The sequence below is a fragment of the Flavobacterium cauense R2A-7 genome, assembly GCF_000498475.1.
Taxonomy (GTDB): domain Bacteria; phylum Bacteroidota; class Bacteroidia; order Flavobacteriales; family Flavobacteriaceae; genus Flavobacterium; species Flavobacterium cauense.
Genome location: NZ_AVBI01000016.1, coordinates 37,103 through 57,966, shown reverse-complemented (window position 1 = coordinate 57,966; position 20,864 = coordinate 37,103). Strand labels below are relative to the sequence as shown.

The window sequence follows — 20,864 nt, the reverse complement described above, 5'->3', positions numbered from 1 at the left end:
AAAATTATAAATTTCTTGTGTAAGTACAAGTGAAACCTCTCCAAACCGTGTTACTTGTAAATCCGATTTGATATTTAGTATAGAAGTTATTCGGACCTGTTACTTCTCCATCCAAACCATTGTTAGCCGGATCAGGACGTAAGATGTTAGAATACACTTCATTTAACTGCATTTGAGGAACAGTAATTTCTCCACAAATATCAACAAAGTGGTAACCGTTAGTTCCTTGCAAAACTCCAATTTGGTAGTTACCAGATCTTTTTGATTTGAAATTGTTAACCGATGTCATAGTGATATCCTCATCTGTCCAAGTTACTACAGCAGGAGAATCAGATCTAGTGATTACAACTGTGTAAGAACCTGCAAGTTGAGATTGACAACCTACGAAAATTACTTTGAACGTTTTGTATTGTTCTCCAACAACAGTGTTATTAGTAGCAGAAGTTAATTTAACTACTAATTCCGTTTTTTGTGTTGGATTTAAACTTCCAGTGTGAACTACAATTGGTAAAGTAGCGAAGTTACCTCCAGCAGGAATAGTTACTTTTCCAGTTGTGTCTACGAAATCATATTCTGTTCCTTCAACTGCAGTAGTATTAGCAACATCAATTTCATAGTTCACATCGATAGCAGAAGACAACGTTTCACCTGTACCTAAACCGATTAAATCAATCGGAAAATCCAAAGTAACATCACCTTCATCGGTAAAATAAGAAACAGTTTCAAATGATTTAGAGAAACCTACAATTTTAGGTCCATTATCAAGAACGTGTTCCGATCTGATATCATCATCGGTACATGCAAAAGCAACACCTGCGATGATAAATAAAGACATTAATTTTTTCATAATTCTATTTTTTAAGTTTGTAACAAATCAATTATTATTCAAACCAGAATGGAGCCGTGTTGTATGCATCTGAAATAGTTTGAACAGGAACGTTAGCACTGTTACTTGCATATTCAGAAATTGGATACATTAAACGACGTGGTTTGTTACCTGTTGGTGTAACAGAGTTTAATGGCATTGGGATGTTTTCATCAATTAAAGGGTTACCGTTTTTACGAGCTCTAGTGTACTCGATAAAAATTTCAGCACCATTAATACCATTCAAAGCAATACTTTTTTGGTAGAAAATAGCCTCTAACTGTTGATCAGGAGTAGCACCTGCAGCGCCATATCCTTTTCCAATTGCACCATTGATACTAGTGATGTAAGCAGCAGCTCCAGTTGCTCCTAATTGTGTGAAAGATGCATTAATTGCCTCATCAAACAAAGCTTGAGCATCTCCAGCTAAATATCCTTTGTGTACCGCTTCAGCTTGAAGTAATAAACTTTCAGCTTTTAACATCATATAACCATCTTGAGCGTTATCAATCACTAAACCTGGGCCTAATGAAGAAATTGCAGCCGGTGCAGTTCCACCACCATTCAATGCAGACTGGTCTCCTTGGATAACACCTGTAATATTACTTCCTGAAACCGGTTTAAACAATCTAGTTCTTCTTCCGTCAGAAGTTGAGTTCAATTGTCCAGCGATGTAAGCAGAAGCTCTTCTGAAACGGAAAGCGTTTCTTTCAACGAAGTTACCGTTTGAATCTTTTTTCAATTCAACCATTAAGTTCATCCATGGGTTTTGTCTTGAATCACTACCACTTGAATAACCAGGGTTGATTGTTACATCCTGATCCACAAAACTAGCAGAAGATAATTCAGCGAATTCACCTGCTAAGTAAGTTGTAGTTTCAGTATCTGTTAATTCAGATTGTCTTAATAAGATTCTTAATTTTAACGTGTTGGCAAATTTTACCCATCCGTTCATATCACCTCCTAAAATAACATCTTCAGCACCAACAGTTTTAGCAGTAGCAGGAGCATTTTCAATCATAGAAATCGCATCCTCTAATTGTACTACTAAATCTCTGTAAATAGCTTTGTCGTCATCGTAAGCAGGAGTAACAGAGTTAACACCTTGATGAGCTTCTGAATAAGGAACATCTCCATAAAGATCCACTAAATACTGAAAGTAAAACGCTTTACAGATTTTAGCAATCGCTTTGTGGTTATCATACCCTGAAGATGGGTGGTTAATAATTCTGGAATATAACCCAGTACTTCTGTAAACACCATCCCAGATATCATCATAAAAGTTATTACTCAATGTGATACCGAATTCTTCAGCATACCCTCCAGTAAAAGAGTTTACATTAGCTCCCCAGTTGTTCATAAATACGTTACCATATTCATTCATACGTCTGGTTAAGTTTCTGTAGGAATCAGATTGTGCAGCAGCTAACGACAAGTCTGGCGTTACTGAAGCCGAAGTAGGATCATCAGGTGATTGATTCACATCTAAGTAATCACTACATGAAAATAGCATAAATCCAGCTATTAACGGTAATATAAATTTAATTCTTTTCATTTTTCTCTAATTAAAAAGTTAGATTAACATTGAATCCGAAAGTTCTTGTTGCAGGATATTGACCTGTAACAGCTAAACCTTGGTCATTTCCACTTGATCTTGATTGCTCAGGATCATGATACCCTCTATTTTCTTTTGGCAATACTGTGAAAGGATTTCTAGCATTTACACCAAAACGTAATGAAGATAAACCAGCTTTTTCAATCATTTTAGATGGTAAAGAATAGCTCAAAGACAACTCTCTCACTTTGAAAGCCGTAGCATCCAACACCATGTTTTCAGAAACTGCACGGTACTCGTTAGAGAAATAGTTCAAGTAAGAAGTGTAAGTATTACCACCTGTAACAACAGTTGTATTTGCTTCGTAAACACCGTCCCCATCTAAATCTGTAGCAGAGTTAGGGAAGATAAATCCAGTACGTCCGTTTTCAGCAGATTCTACTAAGTGACCAGACCATGATAACCAGTCTTTAGTACCAGCCCAGAATTGGTGACCTGTTCTGTAATCCATTACCGCAGCTAAACGAATACCTTTGTATTCTACTGAAGTATTGTAGTTGATGATGTAATCAGGAGTAGCTTTTCCAAGAATTTTGTACTCAGAAGATCTAACTGGGTTACCAGTACTTGGATCGATAATTACTCTACCTTGATCATCTCTTTCGTAAGCGATACCTTTGATTAAAGGAAACTCTTCTCCTTCATCAGCAAAGATTCCGATACCGTTTCCAGAGAAGTTAACCAATGCGATTGATTTAGCATCTGGAGCCGCTTTATCTACAACTGATTTAGAATGAGAATAAGCGATTCTGTTTTCCCAAGAGAATTTATCGTTTCTGATAGGTGCAAAACCTAACTCGATTTCAAAACCTGTAGTTGTCATTTGACCAACGTTAGTTAAAACGCTTGTGATACCAGAAGCTGCAGAAACAGATCTTCTTGTAATCAAATCATCAGTTTTAGTATTGTAATATGAACCTTCTAAAGTAATTCTGTCTTTAAAGAATCCTAAAGCAGCACCTACCTCGAAAGTTGACATAAACTCTGGCTTAATATTGATATCTGTAGGAGTTTGTGTGTTTGTGAACGAGTTCAAACCTCCAAATGGATATCCTGTACCTGATAAATATGTATCATTTGTACCATAAACACCAACAGCAGAAGAGTTACCTACTACAATGTAGTTAGCGTACAATTTAGTATAGTTAACCACTTTACTATCTTTCAAACCGTTAATTTTTGTAGGTGTAAAAGAGATACCTGCAGATGGGTAGAAATAGTTATCTTTTGGAGTTTGAGACATAGTTGAGTTCCAGTCATTTCTACCTGTTAAGTTTAATGATAAGAAATCTTTGTAACCTAAATCCACGTTAGCAAAAAACGCAAATCTTCTTTGTCTTGAATAACCATTATCTCTTCGTACCTCACCAGTAACGTTAGAAATATTGTATAATCCAGGAATAGTTAAGTTATCACCACCAACACTTGTAAATTGAGTGTAGTTATCTCTCATGTTGTTACCGATATTCGCTTTGAAGCTGATATTATCAGTCAACATATAATCAAAGTTAATCATGAAATCCCCATAGAAATTTCTTTGATTTTGATTGAATGTATCAAAAGAAGAAACAATAGTGTGATTACCACCACCTACTTGAAGGTTATCAATGTAACCATTAGTATGTGATCTTGAATTGTTTTGTCTAACCTGAATACTTGCAACATAGTTGAAGTTAATATTCTTATTTAACGCATAGTTCAATGTAGCAATACCACTGAAATAATCAGATCTGTTTGTATTACGTACGTTATCTCTCAACCAGTAAGGGTTGTTGTAGTATGCAGTCCAGTGACCTTCGTTACCAGAATGCTCAAAACGCTCAACAGGAATGTTTGTTGCAGTTTGTAATAACTCTGTAAATAAGTTAGAAGATGTAGTTTCAGTTTTTTCAGAAACATAAACTGTATTTCCTTCTACTGTCCATTTTCCGAATTTTTTTCCTCCTTTGAAAGAGAAAGTACTTCTATTTAATTCATCACCTTTAACAACGAAGTCAGTTTTTTGGTTGTTTACAGATAATAAAGCATATCCGTCATCCAAAGAACCTCCACTGATTGATAAACCATTTTGTAAAATAGTACCGTCGTTGAAGAATTTCTTGATATTATCTTTAATAGAGCTGTAAGGCGCCATAATATAAGATCCGTCAGCTTGAGCCAAACCTACTGGTCTAACTACACCGTCAAACTCAGCTCCCCAACCACCATTCTCGTAAGAAATCTGTTGACCGTTCCAACCTTGACCGTAACGTCTTTGTCTTTCAGCAATAAAAGAAACGCTTTCAAAGTCAACTGATGAGTTCACACTCACATTTAACTTTCCGCTTTTTGCTCCTTTTTTAGTAGTAACCAAGATTACACCATTAACCCCAGCATCACCATAAAGTGCAGCTCCTTGCGCACCTTTCAAGATGTTAGTTGATTCAACAATATCCGGTGATAATGATTGTAAAACTGCAGCAGTCGAAATTACGTTATCGATAACAACCAAAGCCTGGTTATCACCCGTAATTGAACGGTTACCACGTAATACGATACGAGTAGTAGCATTAACACCATTGTTTGTAGTATTAATTTGCAAACCTGCTACTTTACCAGCTAACGATTGAACAACGTTAGGGTTTGCAGCCTGCGTTAACTCTTTCGATTTAACCAATTGAGTCGAAGACGTGATTTCATCTTGTCTTTTCTTAATACCCAATGCAGTTACAACAACATTCTCTAACGTAGTAGATTCAGCCGCCATAGCAACATTAATTTTGTTTGACGCCCCTACGGCCGCCGATGAATCTTTCATACCAATGAAAGAAAATACTAAAACCTCACCAGTTTTAGCTTTGATGGAATAATTTCCATCCATGTCAGTTTGTGTACCACGTGTTGTACCTTTAACCACAACACTCACACCAGGCAACGGCAAACCACCTTCGGTTACCGTACCAGTAACAGTCTTCTCTTGTGCGAACGAAAACTGCATTGAAAACGCCAATAACAGCGTAAAAATCCATTTAAACTTCGATCTCATATTAAATTTATTTGAGTTAGTTATTTCGCAAACTTCTTAATAATTTCTTAAATAACCAAATTATACTACAGAATTATACTATTTAACATGTGTTAAATATTTTATCAAATAAAAATGAATTACGCACGAAACAACGACTTTGAAGACAAACATCTTAATAATCAACTGCTTTTTTTTGTATTTTTGCAAAAACCAAACAATGCTATCCGAAAATTTTTCAACTTTATTATTGGAAGCCGGAACCGATGAAGCCGGCCGTGGCTGTCTCGCAGGGCCCGTTACTGCTGCCGCCGTAATACTGCCTCAAGGCTTTTTTTCAGAAAAACTAAACGACTCCAAACAATTATCCGAAAAAACAAGAGAGCAGCTCAAACCCATCATAGAAAAGGAAGCCGTTACATTTCACGTAATCCATCTGGAACCTAAAATAATTGACAAAATCAATATTCTAAACGCCTCGATTAAAGCCATGCAGGAATGCGTCCTGAATTTAAACCCAAGTCCGGAATATATTATAGTAGACGGAAACCGATTCAAACCTGTAAACAACATTCCGCACAGCTGTATTGTAAAAGGAGACAGTAAATATTTAAGCATAGCCGCTGCATCGGTTTTAGCCAAAACCTATCGGGATGAATATATGAATCGAATTCATGAAGAATTCCCAATGTACAACTGGAAAAAAAACAAGGGATACCCTACCGAAGAACACCGTGAAGCCATTAGGAAATACGGCACTACAAAATACCACCGTATGTCCTTCCGTCTTTTACCGGAACAACTAAAATTGGAACTATAAATAAAAAAGGAAGTCAATTGACTTCCTTTTTTATTTATACCATTTCCGCTTCAAACAAATCGGCGAAATGTTTTACTATTTTTTGCTTCACTTCCTGCTCATCGACCGTTCTTCCCAATTCGGCATGCATTGAAGTAACCGCCTTACCTTTTATGCCGCACGGAATGATATTGTCGAAATACCCCAAATCGGCATTTACATTTAACGCAAAGCCGTGCATGGTCACCCATCGGGAAGCACGAACCCCCATGGCACAAATTTTTCTGGCAAACGGCGTTCCCACACCCAACCAGACTCCGGTTTCGCCCTGGCTTCTTTCGGACTGCAAACCGTATTCCGCCAAAGTAAGAATAATAGCTTCTTCCAACAATCGTAAATATTTATGAATGTCAGTAAAGAAATTCTCGAGATCCAAAATTGGATACCCTACAATTTGTCCCGGTCCGTGATAAGTAATATCCCCTCCCCTGTTTATTTTATAAAAAGTCGCTCCTTTATCTGCCAATTGCTTTTCCGACAAAAGCAGATTCGACAAATCGCCACTTTTTCCCAAAGTATAAACGTGCGGATGCTCGACAAATAAAAAATGATTTGAAGTAACAATTTCCGGATTTTCTCTTTTAGCCACTTTTTGCGCTACAATATCCGCAAACAATGTTTCCTGATAATCCCATGTATCTTTATAATCTTTCCGTCCTAAATCCTGAAGGCTTACTTTTTTATTCATTGTGCAATTGAAAAATTATTTTTTTCAGAATACAAAAGTACAAAATAGTTTCCTAATAGCCCTGATGGGAGCAAGCTACCGTGTAGCGCGGACAGCAGGAACAAGGACTCCAAAAAAGCCCGAACCATTACGCTCAAAAAAAGTCCTCAGAAGACAGAGTTCAGACTGCAGAAAACCAATGACCGACAACCTTAACAACATTACAATTACAGCTTTTCAAATTGTCGCATTTTCAAATTGCCTCATTTTCAAATTATACCTATCTTTGCAGGCTTAAAATAAATAAGAATTATGCAACTTTCAGAACAAGAAATCATCAGAAGAGAGAAATTGAGCAAGTTGAGAGCACTTGGTATCAATCCGTATCCCGCAAATTTGTTTCCCGTAAATCATACGTCGAAGCAGATAAAGGACGCTTTTGAAGAAGGAAAGAAAGTTGTGGTAGCCGGACGTTTAATGAGTGTTCGCGATCAGGGGAAAGCGTCGTTTGCCGAACTTCAGGACAGCGAAGGCCGAATTCAGGCGTATTTTAACCGCGATGTGATTTGCGAAGGCGAAGACAAAACGCTTTACAACACGGTTTTCAAAAAACTGACCGATTTGGGAGACTTTATCGGAATTGAAGGCGAATTGTTCACCACACAAGTGGGCGCAAAATGTATTCGTGTTTCCAATTTCACTTTTTTAAGTAAAACATTACGTCCGTTACCGTTACCGAAAATGGACGAAGAAGGTCATGTATTCGATGCCTTTACCGATCCGGAATTGCGTTACCGTATGCGTTATGTGGATTTGGTGGTGAACCCTCAAGTAAAAGAGGTTTTCATAAAACGAACCAAATTATTCACAGCCATGAGAACCTTCTTCAATGAAGCGGGTTATATGGAAGTGGAAACACCGGTATTGCAATCGATTCCTGGTGGAGCGGCTGCAAGACCTTTCATTACACACCACAATTCGTTAGACATTCCGTTGTATATGCGAATTGCCAATGAATTGTATTTGAAAAGATTAATCGTCGGTGGTTTTGATGGTGTATATGAGTTCTCGAAAAACTTCCGTAACGAAGGAATGGACCGTACGCACAATCCGGAATTTACCGCGATGGAAATATATGTAGCCTACAAAGACTACAACTGGATGATGACCATGACCGAAAACCTTTTGGAATACTGCGCACTTCAGGTGAACGGTACTACAGAAGCTACTTTCGGCGAACATAAAGTGAATTTCAAAGCACCGTATGCACGCGTTACGATGACGGATGCGATTAAACAATTCACCGGTTTCGACATTACCGGAAAAACGGAGGAAGAATTGTTTGAAGCTGCCAAATCTATGGGCATCGAAGTGAACGAAACCATGGGTAAAGGAAAATTAATCGACGAGATTTTCGGTGAAAAATGTGAAGGCAATTTTATCCAGCCGACGTTCATCACGGATTATCCGAAAGAGATGTCACCGTTGTGTAAATCGCACCGCGACAATCCGGAACTGACCGAGCGTTTCGAGCTGATGGTGTGCGGAAAAGAAATCGCTAATGCCTATTCGGAATTGAACGACCCAATTGACCAAAGAGAGCGTTTTGAAGCCCAAATGGCATTAGCCGAAAAAGGAGACGACGAAGCAAATGGCATCATCGATGAAGATTTCCTAAGAGCTTTGGAATACGGTATGCCGCCAACGTCCGGTTTGGGAATCGGAATGGACCGTTTGATTATGTTCTTAACCAACAACCCGTCGATTCAGGAAGTATTATTCTTCCCGCAAATGCGTCCGGAGAAGAAAGCGATTGCCGTGGAACTGGAAGCCGAAGAAAAAGCGATTATCGAAATTCTTCAGAAAAACAACAATTCGTTAGAATTGGCAGCACTGAAAAACCAAGCCGCTTTAAGTGGAAAAAAATGGGACAAAGCCATGAAAGCTTTAGCACAACACGGATTGACATCAGTGAGCGTTAACGGCGAAAGCAAAGTTGTGGTTTTAAAAGACTAAGTGTAAAATCAATTTTCAGATAAATTAAAGGAATCCAATCGGGTTCCTTTTTTTGTTATTCAAGATTAAAATTAAACCTTTTTAACTTCTAGATGTCCTATAGGCGTAACACAATAAAAACGATATACCATGAAAAAATTATTGATTGCCGTTATAATGACAGGATCATTGGCAACTTTTGCCCAGGACAGAAAAATGAAAATGGAAGAATTCACTCCCGAACAAAGAACTGAATTACAGGTTAAAAAAATGACCTTAGAATTGGATTTGAACGACAAACAGCAAAAAGACCTTAAAAAACTTTTAACGGAACAAAGCAAAAAACACGAAGAAGCAAAAGCAAAACGTGAAGCTGCCAAAAAAGACGGTACAAAACCAACAAATGACGAACGTTTCGCTATGAAAAGCAAGATGATGGACGAACAAATTGCCTTTAAATCGGAAATGAAAAAAATTCTGAATGAAAAACAAATGACCAAGTGGGAAGAAAAACGTGAAAACAGAATGGAAAAAATGCAGAACAAAAGAAAAGAAATGCATCACAAACGACAATAATAATGTTATTATTTGATTGAAATTTGGCATTTCTTTCAATTTTATTTAGATTTGGCACTTATAACCAGTAACTACATAAAAAATTATGAAAAAAATAATTGCACTATTGGCTTTGTTTTTTGCCTTTTCCGTAAATGTTTCCGCTCAGGACAATTCTGTTCAAATCGAAAAAAATGCTAAAAGCGATCTTGAAAAACTAATGACTGTTATCACAGTTGAAAACGACATGCAAATGACGTTCTTTAATCTTTTCAAGAAAAAACACGAAGGAATGTTAGATTCAAATGCCACTGAAGCTTCAAGAAGAGAAATCAGTCGTGTAATCGAGGCAAAATTAAGAGCCACACTTACTCCGCAACAAACTGCTTCTTTGGAAAAAAACAAAACAGTTTTGGCTCAGTTAGTTGGTGCTCCGGCTCCTGTAGCTAGCGCAAAAAAATAATGAAATCATCATTATAAAATAAAAAAGCTCACCTTGCTTTTTTATTTTATAATGATTTTGCTACTTTATCAATCGCATTTATGGTAAAATCCAAGTCATCATAACTTAACGCATCGGTTATAAACCAGGTTTCATAGGCCGATGGCGCGATGTACACCCCTTCTTGTAACAAACCGTGGAAAAACTTCTTAAAGGTTTCATTATCGCCTTTACCTGCGGTTTGAAAATCATAGACCGGATCAGCATCAAAATGAACGGAAATCATAGACCCAACACGGTTAATGGTAAATACCACATTGTTTTCGGTAAGCTTTTCGCGAATTCCTTTTTCCAGATAAGCCGTTTTATCCTCCAAACGCTGAAACAATGCTGTGTCGCCATTAATTCCCTGTAACATTGCCAATCCAGCCGCCATAGCCAACGGATTCCCCGAAAGTGTCCCCGCTTGATATACAGGTCCTACAGGCGCCAAATAATTCATAATTTCATTACGGGCAGCAAAGGCACCAACCGGTAAACCACCGCCAATTACCTTACCAAAACAAACAATATCTGCTGCAATTCCGAACAATTCCTGCGCACCGCCCTTAGCAAGACGGAATCCTGTCATTACTTCATCAAAAATCAACAAAGTACCATTTTCAGTACAAAGTTGTCGTAAACCCTCTAAAAACCCCTTTTGAGGAGGTATACACCCCATGTTTCCGGCAACAGGTTCAATAATAACAGCCGAAATTTCACCTTTATTAGCTTCGAACAATTCTTTTACATTGTCCAAATCATTATAACGCGCCAGCAGAGTATCCTTTGCCGTACCAGAAGTCACACCCGGGCTATTAGGAACCCCAAACGTACTTAAACCACTTCCAGCTGCAATCAGAAAAGAATCCGAATGTCCGTGATAACAACCTGAAAACTTAACAATCTTATCTCTTCCTGTGAATCCACGAGCCAAACGTATGGCACTCATACAGGCCTCCGTTCCAGAATTCACAAAACGTATTTTATCGATATTGGGCACCATGGAAACTGCTAAAGCCGCAATTTCGGTTTCCAAAGCGGTAGGTGTTCCAAAGGAAGTCCCTTTTTTAGCTTTTTCAATAACCGCAGTAACAACAGGCTCGTAAGCATGCCCTAAAAGCATTGGGCCCCAAGAGTTGATGTAATCAATCAGACGATTACCGTCTTCATCATACAAATAAGCCCCTTTGGCTTCTTTAACGAATATCGGAGTTCCTCCAACAGCTTTAAATGCTCTAACAGGCGAATTTACTCCACCCGGAATAACTTTTGCAGCTTCTACAAAAAGTTCGCTGCTTCTTTGATATAACATTATGATTTTATTTTAAGGATTTGACCGATGGCGATGGCGTTGCCCGGTAAATTATTCAACTGCACCAATTCATCAACAGAGAGGTTGAATTTTCTGGAAATCGAATACAGCGTATCCCCTTGCGATACGCGATAAGAATTTGCATCCAGGGGCTTCTCAGACATTTTAGCAATGGGTTTATACCCTGAACCGATTACCTCCTCATCTATTTTATACAACTCATAGCGCTCAATAAGTCCTATTAATTTTTCAGGGTATTTGACATCGGTAGCATAGCCGGCAGCACGAAGCCCATTGGCCCAAGCCACATAATCTCCTTTATCCAATTTAAAAAGACCAGCATAACGACTCCTTGTGGTAAGGAAAAGGGAATGGTCTCGGTAGGACTCTGAAGACTGTTCGTACTTCCTGAAACATTCCTGTTCGGCATCATCATCATGGTGTACGCTTTCGCCTGTCCATCCGGTATGGCATTTAATTCCGAAATGATTGTTGGCTTTTTGCGCCAAAACCCCTGTTCCCGCACCCGATTCAAGAACACCTTGCGCAAGAGTTATACTGCAGGGAATTCCATGTTTACGCATATTCTCTTTGGCGATTTCTTTATACTGTGAAATATAATTATTCACCACTTCCGGAGTCACCGCTATTTTTGACGTAGCTTCCAATACTTCCGATTTTCCATTGTTTTGCTTTACCACATCCGTTTCTTTAGCAACAACAAAGGGACGCTTCTTAACAACAGTTGTTTTCTTGGTACGATTCACCGTAGCAGTGCGCACTTTAGAACTCGAACCGCAACTGTAAATCATCAATACCGTCAATACTACAATAATTCGCTTTAACATCATATATAATTTAACAATGGTAATTTTTTCTTTTCCAAAACCATATTCATTCCTTTTATTCCCTGCAATCCACCTGTATGGATAGCCAATATTCTGGAACCTTCCGGAAAATATCCTTTTTCAATCAAATCGTAAATACCAAACATCATTTTTCCGGTATAAATTGGATCCAGAGGAATTTCAGTTTCACGATAAAACCGATTAAGAAAACGAATTAATTCTTCTGTTATTTTTCCGTATCCTCCAAAATGATAATCAGAAATCAAATCCCAATTGGTATTTTTTACAAAACTACGAATATCATCGGACAAAAACGAACCCTTTAACGCAGGAAATCCAAGCATCTTTTGATGGGACAATGACGAATTAATAATTCCCGAAAGCGTTCCTCCTGTTCCCACTGCACAACAAATATGAGTGAAGCCTGCATCTTCATCGGTTAAAATTTCTTCGCATCCCTTTATTGCCAATTCATTTGTTCCGCCTTCCGGCAAAATATAAAAACCTTCGTACTCCTTTTTTAACCTATCTATAAATGCTGCACTTGATTTTTCCCGAAATGATTCTCTGGAAACAAACACAAATTTCATACCGTTTTGCTGTGCTGCCAACAAGGTTGGATTTTCCGAAATTTTACCAGCCAACTCCTCACCTCTGATTACACCAACCGTATCAAACCCGAATTTCTTTCCTGCAAAAGCAACAGCCGCAATATGATTGGAAAAAGCACCGCCAAACGTAAGGACTCCGGAAACAGATTCCGATTGTGCTTCAAGAAGATTATACTTCAGTTTTCTGAATTTATTTCCGGAAATTTCAGGGTGAAGAAGATCTTCTCTCTTCAAAAAAAGAGAAATATTTTGGGGTAAATATAATTTGATTTCCTGATTCACTGAATGCATGCCTCAAAGATAAAAAATACCGCAATAAAAAAGTGCAACCTTTTGAGTTGCACTTTTTTATTATTATGATAAAATTCTAATGTTTTACAATTACTTTTTTACTCATTTCTAAATTAGTATTTGAACTTACTCTTACGATGTAAACTCCGTCACTTAAATTTGATGTAGGAAAAGTGTATTCTGCATTGGAACCCAAACTATTTTTAGTAAAAACCAATTTACCTGCAAGATCATAAACTGAACATGATTTCAAATCGATCATTTGAGAATTGGCAATGGTTAAGTTATTCGTTTCGTTGTTCTGAAATACAGTCAAGCTTTCTGCGAATTCTGCATTTCTTAATGCCTCTTTAGCATTACCATCTCTGAAGGTAATTTCGAATCGATCTTTCACTACACCGGCAGGCAATGTGATTTCAAAGAAGTTGTTTTTGATATCATGGAAAATGCCAGTTACTCTGTCATGTAAATATACCGTATCCGAATCTGTGAAATTAATTGTACTACCAACTGTTACCTTAAAGGTAGTTTGTTGTCCTGCTTTGAAAGCGAAAGGAATTTTTTTATCGATATCAAATGGCAAAGTAGAGATCACATACTGATTCGTTGCATCGATTGGAAAATAAGCATCATTTGGCAAAGTATACTCTGGCGTTTTAGCATCCATTCCTAAATCGAAACCGTCAGTTGCTTTTTTACTGAAAGCAATTGCTACTTCTCTTGAGTACTGATCGTTTAAAACCGTATGGATTTTAATCTGTGGCAATTCTCTTTTTGAATAACGGGTATAGTCTACACCGGCAACATTTTGAATTTCTCCCCAAGTATCTCCATTAATATCCGTTCTGTTTCTTTCAAACTGAGAATTGTTCAACACACCTTCTTTAACAAATACACGATAAGCATTTTTCATCTGAACAACACCTAAAGCTGTACCTTCAATTTTGAACCCTTGTCCAATTGGCGTAAACATTCTTTTATAGGTACTTCCGGTAGATACTCCTGAAGTATTCAAAGTTCCGTCATTGTTATACGTATTCCAAGTAGCAGATGTATAAGTTCCCGGAGAGAAATCGCCGTTATTAGCAATATATGTTCCGTAACCTCCTTGATAGTCCGCAAGATAATGTGAGTTTACTGCATCATTATGTTCCCAAAAATAAGCTGTCCCATTCATCACCGCTAAATTAGCAGGGTCTCTCAAAAAGAGATTAAGATTAATCGCTGAAGGATAAGGATTACCCGTCAAAGTTCTCATCCCGGCCGCTACATTAATTCCGATTGTTCCATCGTTCGGTTTACCTCTGAAATCGTAACGTTGGTTCGCACCCGGATTATTTGCGCTGGTACCATCTGTTCCTTTCATGGTAAAACCTTCACCAGCATTAATCGTATTATTACTACCTACATAAACCCAGTTGGCATAAACATTGGAAGTAATAAATTTATAAATCCATCGATTAGAAATGGTCAAAGGAGAAGCCGTACCATTAAAAGCAGTAGTCAACACAGGGTTATTAGCCGTAGTCAAACCTGTAATATCTTTTAATTGTGCAATTCCGAAAGGATTATTAACCGCTGTGGCTGACAAAGTATTCCCCACCGGCGAACACCAGTAGTTATAGTCAAACCCATCGGCAGTACCTTCTTGATAAACAGAAAGATTTCCAACACCTTTATTTACACCGGAAGCGGTAGTTCCCTGAAGCAATTGAGCATCATTCCTCAGATACATATTACTGGTAGCGGAGTTTAACTCAACATCCCCTTTAACAAACAACTGTTCGTTATTAACAAAAACATAGCTGTTAGGGCTAACATACATTTGAGCAAAAAGCTCCTGCTGACTAAACATTGCAACTGTCAGTAACAATGTTCCTTTGAGTAAATTTAACTTCATAAGCTTTCAGGTTTATCTTTAGTATAGATTTAACAAATATAAATTATTTTTTTTCAACTAAAAAACATTTCATTTTATTTCGGCCAAAGACACATAAATCCGATAAAAAACAAAACAAAAACAAAACAAAAACCACCAAATAAGGAAAGTAATCTTTTCATTTCAAAATAGTTACTTACAAAACCACCTTATTTTATAGTTAAGATGCAAAGCATGAAAAAAAAACACCTCAAAGTAAGATTATTCATCTAACTTAAATTGAAAAAAGTAATCTTTTTCTTTAAAAAAAAGTTACAAAAAGCAAAAAAGTTAATTTTTTTGTTAAAAATAACTCCTTAAACAATATTTACAAGATCACAAGAAAAAAACAAACTATAAATTAAAATTCAGTAAAAGCTAGACTTTTGAGAGTTCTCAGCGCACAACAACAACAAAATAACCACAAAAAACACTTTTGTTGTGAAAAATAATCAAAGACTAACGCAACCCTCTTAATAAAATTAGTTTTTTTAACATTTTTTTTTTAGATTTACAATATCAGTTAAATTGAAAAGTATGAAGAAAAATTACCCAAATCAAATTATCACACAAACTTGTGATAATACATTTATTACCCAGATTAAATTGATTGACGACAGTATGAAAAAGAAAAACTTAACTTTCAATTGTGTATTGTTGCTTTTTGCTTTTGTTTTAAGCAGTAATATATCATTCGGACAATCCCCATCAATCTTTACAACATCCGGCACATGGAAATGCCCCAATGGCGTTACATCCATTAACGTAGACGCCTATGGAGCTGGAGGTGGTGGCGGACGAGGTCATGGCACGAACAATAAATGGGGCGGCGGAGGCGGCGGAGGCGGTGCTTTCAAAACCGCAACTTCAGTAGCCGTTACACCCGGAACCACTTATACCATAACTATCGGTACCGGTGGTGCTGGAGGCACAACTTTAGCAGATGGACAATCGGGAGGTACAACAACAGCAAATTTTGACGCAATATCCGTTACAGCCAACGGTGGTAATGGAGGTATGAACAATACCAATGGAGGCAATGGTGGTGCAGGAGGCGGTGGTGGAACCCGAAACGGCGGAAACGGCGCCAACGGAACCAATGGTTCCGGAAGTGGCGGCGGTGGCGGTTGTGGCGGTACTGTATCAAACGGAGCGAACGGTTCAGTTATTGCCGGCGGTGCTGGCGGTGGCGGTTCAGCCGGAAAAGGTGGCGATGGTCAAGCAGGTAATTCAGGATCTGGTGTAGCCGGTTTTAATTATGGTGGTGGCGGTGGAGGATCAACTAAAAGCACCAATGGTATGCCAGGCGCAGGTGGTTATATGGTAATTACTTTTACCTGTCCAACCATTACACCAAACGCAGGTGTAGACCAAACACTTGCAGCCTGTGCAACTACTGCGACTTTAGCAGGAAGCGCGGTTCCGGCAAACACAACAGGACTTTGGACTGTAGTTTCAGGAACAGCAACAATAACAACCCCTTCATCGCCAACCTCAGGCATTACAGGTTTAGTTCCGGGAACACCGGTTACATTACGCTGGACCATCGACAATGGCAGATGCGGCACTTCTTTTGACGATGTAGTTATCACACCGGTTGTAGGACCGGGTTGTTTGAACTATTGTACCCCTACCGGAAATTTAGATTGTACGCTAAACGATTATATCTCAAACGTAACTTTTAACACGTTAAACAATACAACAACATGCGGTGCAGGGGGCTATACTATTTATCCGGCATCCGGGGCACAAACAACTTCAGTACTTAAAGGATCATCCTATAATTTAAGTCTATCTGTTGGTTCCGGTTCCGGAACACACGGAGCAGGTGTTTGGATAGATTTCAACCAAAACGGAGTATTTACCGATGCCGGTGAGTTCTTCTTAATAAGCAATGCCATAGCCGCAAGCAGCACAACTGTAGTATCAATTCCAATTCCAATTGGAGCAACATCAGGACCTACAAAAATGAGAATCCGTTACGCATACAGCTTAACGGTAACTTCAACCATGAGCTGTACAATGGCAGGTACATGGGGTGAAACGGAAGACTACACAATTACTTTAGTTGCACCTGCAGCCTGTACAACACCTACAGCGCAACCAACAGCTTTAAATCTTACACCTACCGGAAGTACCATTACAGGTAGCTTTACTGCTGCTTCACCTGCTCCGGACAATTATTTGGTTGTAATCAGTACATCTGCAACACCTCCTTCTCCTGTAAACGGAACAACATATACCATTGGAGGTACAATTGGAGCAGGATACACTGTAGTAGATGTAGACAACAATACTTCATTTACCGCAACTGGTCTAACTCCAGTAACACTTTACTATATCTATGTGTTCTCCTTCAACTCAGCTTGTTCCGGAGGCCCACTATATTACACAACCTCTCCACTAATCAACAGTACGACTACGCTTACTGCGGATTACTGCATACCTTCAGTTGGAGCGGGATATGAATCATTGGTTTACTTCACCAATATTAGTTTTGTAGGTACTTTAAACGATACTTCCAATAATTCCACGTACTCATCTGCACCAAGAGGCTATCAGGATTTTACATCCTTACCAAACCTTGCAATTCAAGCACAAGGTGAAGGAGTCAACATCTCTCCTCAAACAACCAGCAGAGGATACATGAAGGCTTGGGTAGACTGGAACAAAGACGGTGATTTTGTTGATGCAGGAGAGAATGTTTATTCCTCAGGATCCGTTGCTACTTATTCCACAACTTTTGGATTTGTAATTCCGGCAGCACAACCGATAGGAAATTACAGAATAAGAATACGTATCAACAAAGATGATAATATCGCACCAATTGATCCTGGGGCAATTTCAACTTACGACTCATGTCAGAACATCAATTACTATGGAGAAACAGAAGATTACTTGTTTACTGTAATTGCAAGTTGCCCTTCCCTTATCACAAGCATAACTAATGGGAACACTTGTGGAACAGGACCAGTAACTTTAACAGCAACAGGTTCAGCCGGAACAACACAGTTCAGATGGTATACTGCCTCAACTGGTGGAGCACCGGTTGCAACTACTGCTACCGGTACTTGGACAACACCATCGTTATCATCCACAACAACCTACTATGTAACAACATTTAATGGCTCTTGCGAATCATTAGTAAGAACTGCGATAACCGCAACAATCAGCCCGGTACCAACATTAAACTTCACCCCTACAAATCCAGAGGTTTGTGGTGAAAACGTAGTAATTGCGCTTACCGCTGGAGGAGATACAGAACAAGTATATTTAGTCGATGAGAAATTTGAAGGCGGTATGGGTGTATTTACAAATTCCAACTACATTAACAATGGAGGTACCGTAAACACAAATGCTGCATGGCAATCAAGAACCAGTACTTATGTACCTACGAATCCACCGGGACAAGTATGGTTCCCTGCCATCTCTTCAGGTTTCGGAACAAATAAATTTGTTTCTACAACTTCAGATTTGGGAGCCTACAACATCCACACCGGACTTGTATCTCCAACTGTTAGTTCGGCAACCTTTACCGATTTAACTTTATCATTCGACATGTATTATTCACGTTATTATGTAGACGGAACCAACCTTGCTTTAGATTACGTTTCTATAGAAGTTTCAACCAACGGTGGAGGTGCATGGGCAGAAATACAACGTTATACTGCTGATGTTGGTATCGGAACGCGCTTCGTAAAACAAACATTCAACATGAATGCTTACATCAATCAGGCCAACCTTAAATTCCGTATCCGTTATTATGGAGAATGGTGTGACGGTGTAGCTGTTGATAACGTAAAACTATACGGTACAAAACCATTAAACACAGCATTCAACTGGTCTGGCGCTTCTTTACCGGATGCCTATACAGACGCAGCTTGTACAATTCCATACACAGCAGGAACACCAGCTGTAACAGTTTATGTAAAACCTACTTTAGCGCAATTGGAAATGGGTTCCTACACCTTCACCGCTAGTGCAATTTTAGCAAACGGATGTTCTGCAAGTACACCAATTACGGTGACTAACAAATCTAAAGTATGGAAAGGAACCACTTCCACGGATTGGAATACAGCCAGTAACTGGTTACCAGTAGGAGTTCCTGACGCTAACACCTGTGTAATCATTCCTGCAAATGCTATAATTTCAGGAAGCGGTTACAATGCTTACGGAAAAAACCTTACCATCAAAAACACAGGAAATCTTGAATTACAATCTGCTAATAACCTAACCATTACAGACTGGATTAATAACGAAGGTGGTATTTTCAACATCCGTAACACGGGAAGTTTAGTACAGATTAACAATGTAGCCAATACAGGTAACATGAACATGGAACGTACTTCACAACCAATGTACTTATACGATTACACGTATTGGAATTCACCTGTAACAGCTGCTTCAGGTTTCACACTTGGAAATTTAACAACAGCGACTTCTTACATCTACAATTACACCCCTACTCAAGCGGGAGGAAATGGTATTTGGTCACAACAAAGTGCCGGAACAGTAATGAGTCCAACCAGAGGTTACATCGCTAGAGCTCCATTATCATTCCCTACTTCGGGAGTTAAACAAACCAAAACGGTTAATTTTATAGGAACTCCTAATAACGGTGATATCACTATGCCGATTTCCAAAGGTACTAATGCTAACATTGGAAGCACAACCCCTAGTGGAGGTTCGACAGTGGTAACAGATGCGGATGACGAGTGGAATTTAATTGGAAACCCTTATCCTTCTGCCATTGATATTGTAGCTTTCCTTAACCATCCAACGAACACACCGGTTGTTGACGGTACAGTATATTTGTGGACACACAATACTCCGCCATCATCAGCAATACCAGATCCGTTCTATGGAAATTATGTACAAAATTATACCGTAAACGATTATGCAACCGTAAACTTATCAGGAACAACCACAACGGCTGCTACAGGAGGAACTACCCCATCGCGTTATATCGCTGCAGGACAATCGTTCTTTATCAGTGCTGACAACGCAATGGCTAACGGAACGACTGCAAACGTGGTTTTCAACAACAGCATGCGTGTTACCAACAACAACAACACGTTCTTAAGAAATGAAAACGACACTCAGTCCCCAGAAGGATTTGACGCTAAAAGATTGTGGTTAAACTTATCTAACAACGGCGGAGGTTTCAGCCAGATTCTGGTAGGTTACATCACAGGCGCAACACTTGGTTGGGATCGTGGTTTTGACGGAGAAGCTCTAGCCGGAAATGCAGTTAAATTCTATTCATTAGCTGAAGACAAAAAATTAACTATTCAGGCACGCCCTTGGCCTTTCGTTCAGGAAGACATCGTTCCTTTAGGATTTAAAGCTACAGCACAAAACAATTACACTATCGGAATCGATCATTTGGATGCCGACTTCAACAGTCAGAACATCTATCTTGAAGACAAAATGTTAAACGTAATTCACAACTTAAAATCAGCACCATACAGCTTCACTTCTGCTGCAGGTACTTTTGATACTCGTTTTGTATTACGTTATACTGAAAACACATTAAGCACTGACAACATCAACGCTTTGGAAAATTCAGTTTACGTATACAACAACGGAAGAGTTAACGTAAAATCTTCAATCGAAACTATAAGTGAAATAACAGTCTTTGATGTACTAGGAAGAACACTTGGCAACTACAAAAAAGTAAATGCTAATGAGTTTGAAATTAAAAACTTACTTCCGGAAACAAAAACTATTATTGTAAAAGTAACTTTAACTAACGGTACTATCATCACCAAGAAAGTGCTCTTCTAAAAAACAATAGCCAATGAAAAAGCCCCGAAATATTTCGGGGCTTTTTTTATTAT

The 20,864-nt window shown here is 38.6% G+C and carries 13 protein-coding genes; 5 read left to right on the top strand and 8 right to left on the bottom strand.

The features are described 5' to 3' along the window. Positions 1-4: 4 nt before the first annotated feature. The 3 genes from FCR2A7T_RS08250 to FCR2A7T_RS08240 are packed head-to-tail and all read right to left on the bottom strand — an operon-like array spanning position 5 to position 5,505. Positions 5-847, bottom strand: a complete 843-nt coding sequence (locus FCR2A7T_RS08250; protein ID WP_023570821.1) for a hypothetical protein — start codon at positions 845-847, stop codon at positions 5-7. Positions 848-881: 34 nt separating this feature from the next. Further along, positions 882-2,420 carry a SusD/RagB family nutrient-binding outer membrane lipoprotein gene (locus FCR2A7T_RS08245; RefSeq protein WP_081709377.1) on the bottom strand — a complete coding sequence of 513 codons (1,539 nt, stop codon included), beginning with the start codon at positions 2,418-2,420 and terminating at the stop codon, positions 882-884. A gap of 10 nt (positions 2,421-2,430) precedes the next feature. Then, positions 2,431-5,505, bottom strand: a complete 3,075-nt coding sequence (locus tag FCR2A7T_RS08240) for a SusC/RagA family TonB-linked outer membrane protein (RefSeq protein ID WP_023570819.1) — start codon at positions 5,503-5,505, stop codon at positions 2,431-2,433. A 199-nt stretch (positions 5,506-5,704) separates the two neighbouring features. Here FCR2A7T_RS08240 and FCR2A7T_RS08235 point away from each other — a divergent pair, with 199 nt between their 5' ends. Then, entirely contained in the window at positions 5,705-6,304 is a 600-nt protein-coding gene (locus FCR2A7T_RS08235; RefSeq protein WP_023570818.1) for a ribonuclease HII, read from the top strand. A 34-nt stretch (positions 6,305-6,338) separates the two neighbouring features. Here FCR2A7T_RS08235 and lipB read toward each other — a convergent pair whose 3' ends face one another. Next, complete coding sequence (lipB, locus tag FCR2A7T_RS08230; RefSeq protein ID WP_023570817.1) at positions 6,339-7,031, bottom strand: lipoyl(octanoyl) transferase LipB; 693 nt, start codon at positions 7,029-7,031, stop codon at positions 6,339-6,341. A gap of 291 nt (positions 7,032-7,322) precedes the next feature. Here lipB and lysS point away from each other — a divergent pair, with 291 nt between their 5' ends. The 3 genes from lysS (at position 7,323) to FCR2A7T_RS08215 (ending at position 10,023) form a co-directional block, all read left to right on the top strand. Further along, positions 7,323-9,026 carry a lysine--tRNA ligase gene (gene lysS, locus FCR2A7T_RS08225; RefSeq protein WP_023570816.1) on the top strand — a complete coding sequence of 568 codons (1,704 nt, stop codon included), beginning with the start codon at positions 7,323-7,325 and terminating at the stop codon, positions 9,024-9,026. A gap of 129 nt (positions 9,027-9,155) precedes the next feature. Further along, complete coding sequence (locus FCR2A7T_RS08220) at positions 9,156-9,581, top strand: hypothetical protein (protein ID WP_023570815.1); 426 nt, start codon at positions 9,156-9,158, stop codon at positions 9,579-9,581. An 85-nt stretch (positions 9,582-9,666) separates the two neighbouring features. Continuing rightward, positions 9,667-10,023, top strand: coding sequence for a hypothetical protein (locus FCR2A7T_RS08215; RefSeq protein ID WP_023570814.1), 357 nt, complete (start codon positions 9,667-9,669; stop codon positions 10,021-10,023). A 46-nt stretch (positions 10,024-10,069) separates the two neighbouring features. Here FCR2A7T_RS08215 and hemL read toward each other — a convergent pair whose 3' ends face one another. The 4 genes from hemL to FCR2A7T_RS08195 form a co-directional block, all read right to left on the bottom strand. Beyond that, complete coding sequence (gene hemL / locus FCR2A7T_RS08210; RefSeq protein ID WP_035117927.1) at positions 10,070-11,356, bottom strand: glutamate-1-semialdehyde 2,1-aminomutase; 1,287 nt, start codon at positions 11,354-11,356, stop codon at positions 10,070-10,072. Next, a complete protein-coding gene (locus FCR2A7T_RS08205) occupies positions 11,356-12,207 on the bottom strand; it encodes a glucosaminidase domain-containing protein (protein ID WP_316928586.1) in 852 nt (283 codons plus the stop codon). The genes hemL and FCR2A7T_RS08205 overlap by 1 nt, the downstream gene beginning before the upstream one ends. Beyond that, entirely contained in the window at positions 12,204-13,106 is a 903-nt protein-coding gene (locus FCR2A7T_RS08200; RefSeq protein WP_023570811.1) for a 1-aminocyclopropane-1-carboxylate deaminase/D-cysteine desulfhydrase, read from the bottom strand. The genes FCR2A7T_RS08205 and FCR2A7T_RS08200 overlap by 4 nt, the downstream gene beginning before the upstream one ends. Positions 13,107-13,182: 76 nt before the next feature. After that, complete coding sequence (locus FCR2A7T_RS08195; protein WP_023570810.1) at positions 13,183-15,006, bottom strand: T9SS sorting signal type C domain-containing protein; 1,824 nt, start codon at positions 15,004-15,006, stop codon at positions 13,183-13,185. A gap of 555 nt (positions 15,007-15,561) precedes the next feature. Between FCR2A7T_RS08195 and FCR2A7T_RS14775 the strand changes: the two genes are divergently transcribed. Continuing rightward, the gene (locus FCR2A7T_RS14775; protein WP_023570809.1) at positions 15,562-20,811 is read left to right on the top strand and encodes a GEVED domain-containing protein; all 5,250 of its coding nucleotides are present in this window, start codon (positions 15,562-15,564) and stop codon (positions 20,809-20,811) included. Positions 20,812-20,864 lie beyond the last annotated feature (53 nt).

Excerpts from the sequence above, each read along its gene's own strand:
- lysS (WP_023570816.1), top strand. The coding sequence starts at position 7,323 with ATGCAACTTTCAGAACAAGAAATCATCAGAAGAGAGAAATTGAGCAAG.
- FCR2A7T_RS08215 (WP_023570814.1), top strand. The coding sequence starts at position 9,667 with ATGAAAAAAATAATTGCACTATTGGCTTTGTTTTTTGCCTTTTCCGTA.
- FCR2A7T_RS08220 (WP_023570815.1), top strand. The coding sequence starts at position 9,156 with ATGAAAAAATTATTGATTGCCGTTATAATGACAGGATCATTGGCAACT.
- FCR2A7T_RS08250 (WP_023570821.1), bottom strand. The coding sequence starts at position 847 with ATGAAAAAATTAATGTCTTTATTTATCATCGCAGGTGTTGCTTTTGCA.
- FCR2A7T_RS08245 (WP_081709377.1), bottom strand. The coding sequence starts at position 2,420 with ATGAAAAGAATTAAATTTATATTACCGTTAATAGCTGGATTTATGCTA.
- FCR2A7T_RS14775 (WP_023570809.1), top strand. The coding sequence starts at position 15,562 with ATGAAGAAAAATTACCCAAATCAAATTATCACACAAACTTGTGATAAT.
- FCR2A7T_RS08235 (WP_023570818.1), top strand. The coding sequence starts at position 5,705 with ATGCTATCCGAAAATTTTTCAACTTTATTATTGGAAGCCGGAACCGAT.
- FCR2A7T_RS08240 (WP_023570819.1), bottom strand. The coding sequence starts at position 5,505 with ATGAGATCGAAGTTTAAATGGATTTTTACGCTGTTATTGGCGTTTTCA.
- FCR2A7T_RS08195 (WP_023570810.1), bottom strand. The coding sequence starts at position 15,006 with ATGAAGTTAAATTTACTCAAAGGAACATTGTTACTGACAGTTGCAATG.
- lipB (WP_023570817.1), bottom strand. The coding sequence starts at position 7,031 with ATGAATAAAAAAGTAAGCCTTCAGGATTTAGGACGGAAAGATTATAAA.
- FCR2A7T_RS08200 (WP_023570811.1), bottom strand. The coding sequence starts at position 13,106 with ATGCATTCAGTGAATCAGGAAATCAAATTATATTTACCCCAAAATATT.
- hemL (WP_035117927.1), bottom strand. The coding sequence starts at position 11,356 with ATGTTATATCAAAGAAGCAGCGAACTTTTTGTAGAAGCTGCAAAAGTT.
- FCR2A7T_RS08205 (WP_316928586.1), bottom strand. The coding sequence starts at position 12,207 with ATGATGTTAAAGCGAATTATTGTAGTATTGACGGTATTGATGATTTAC.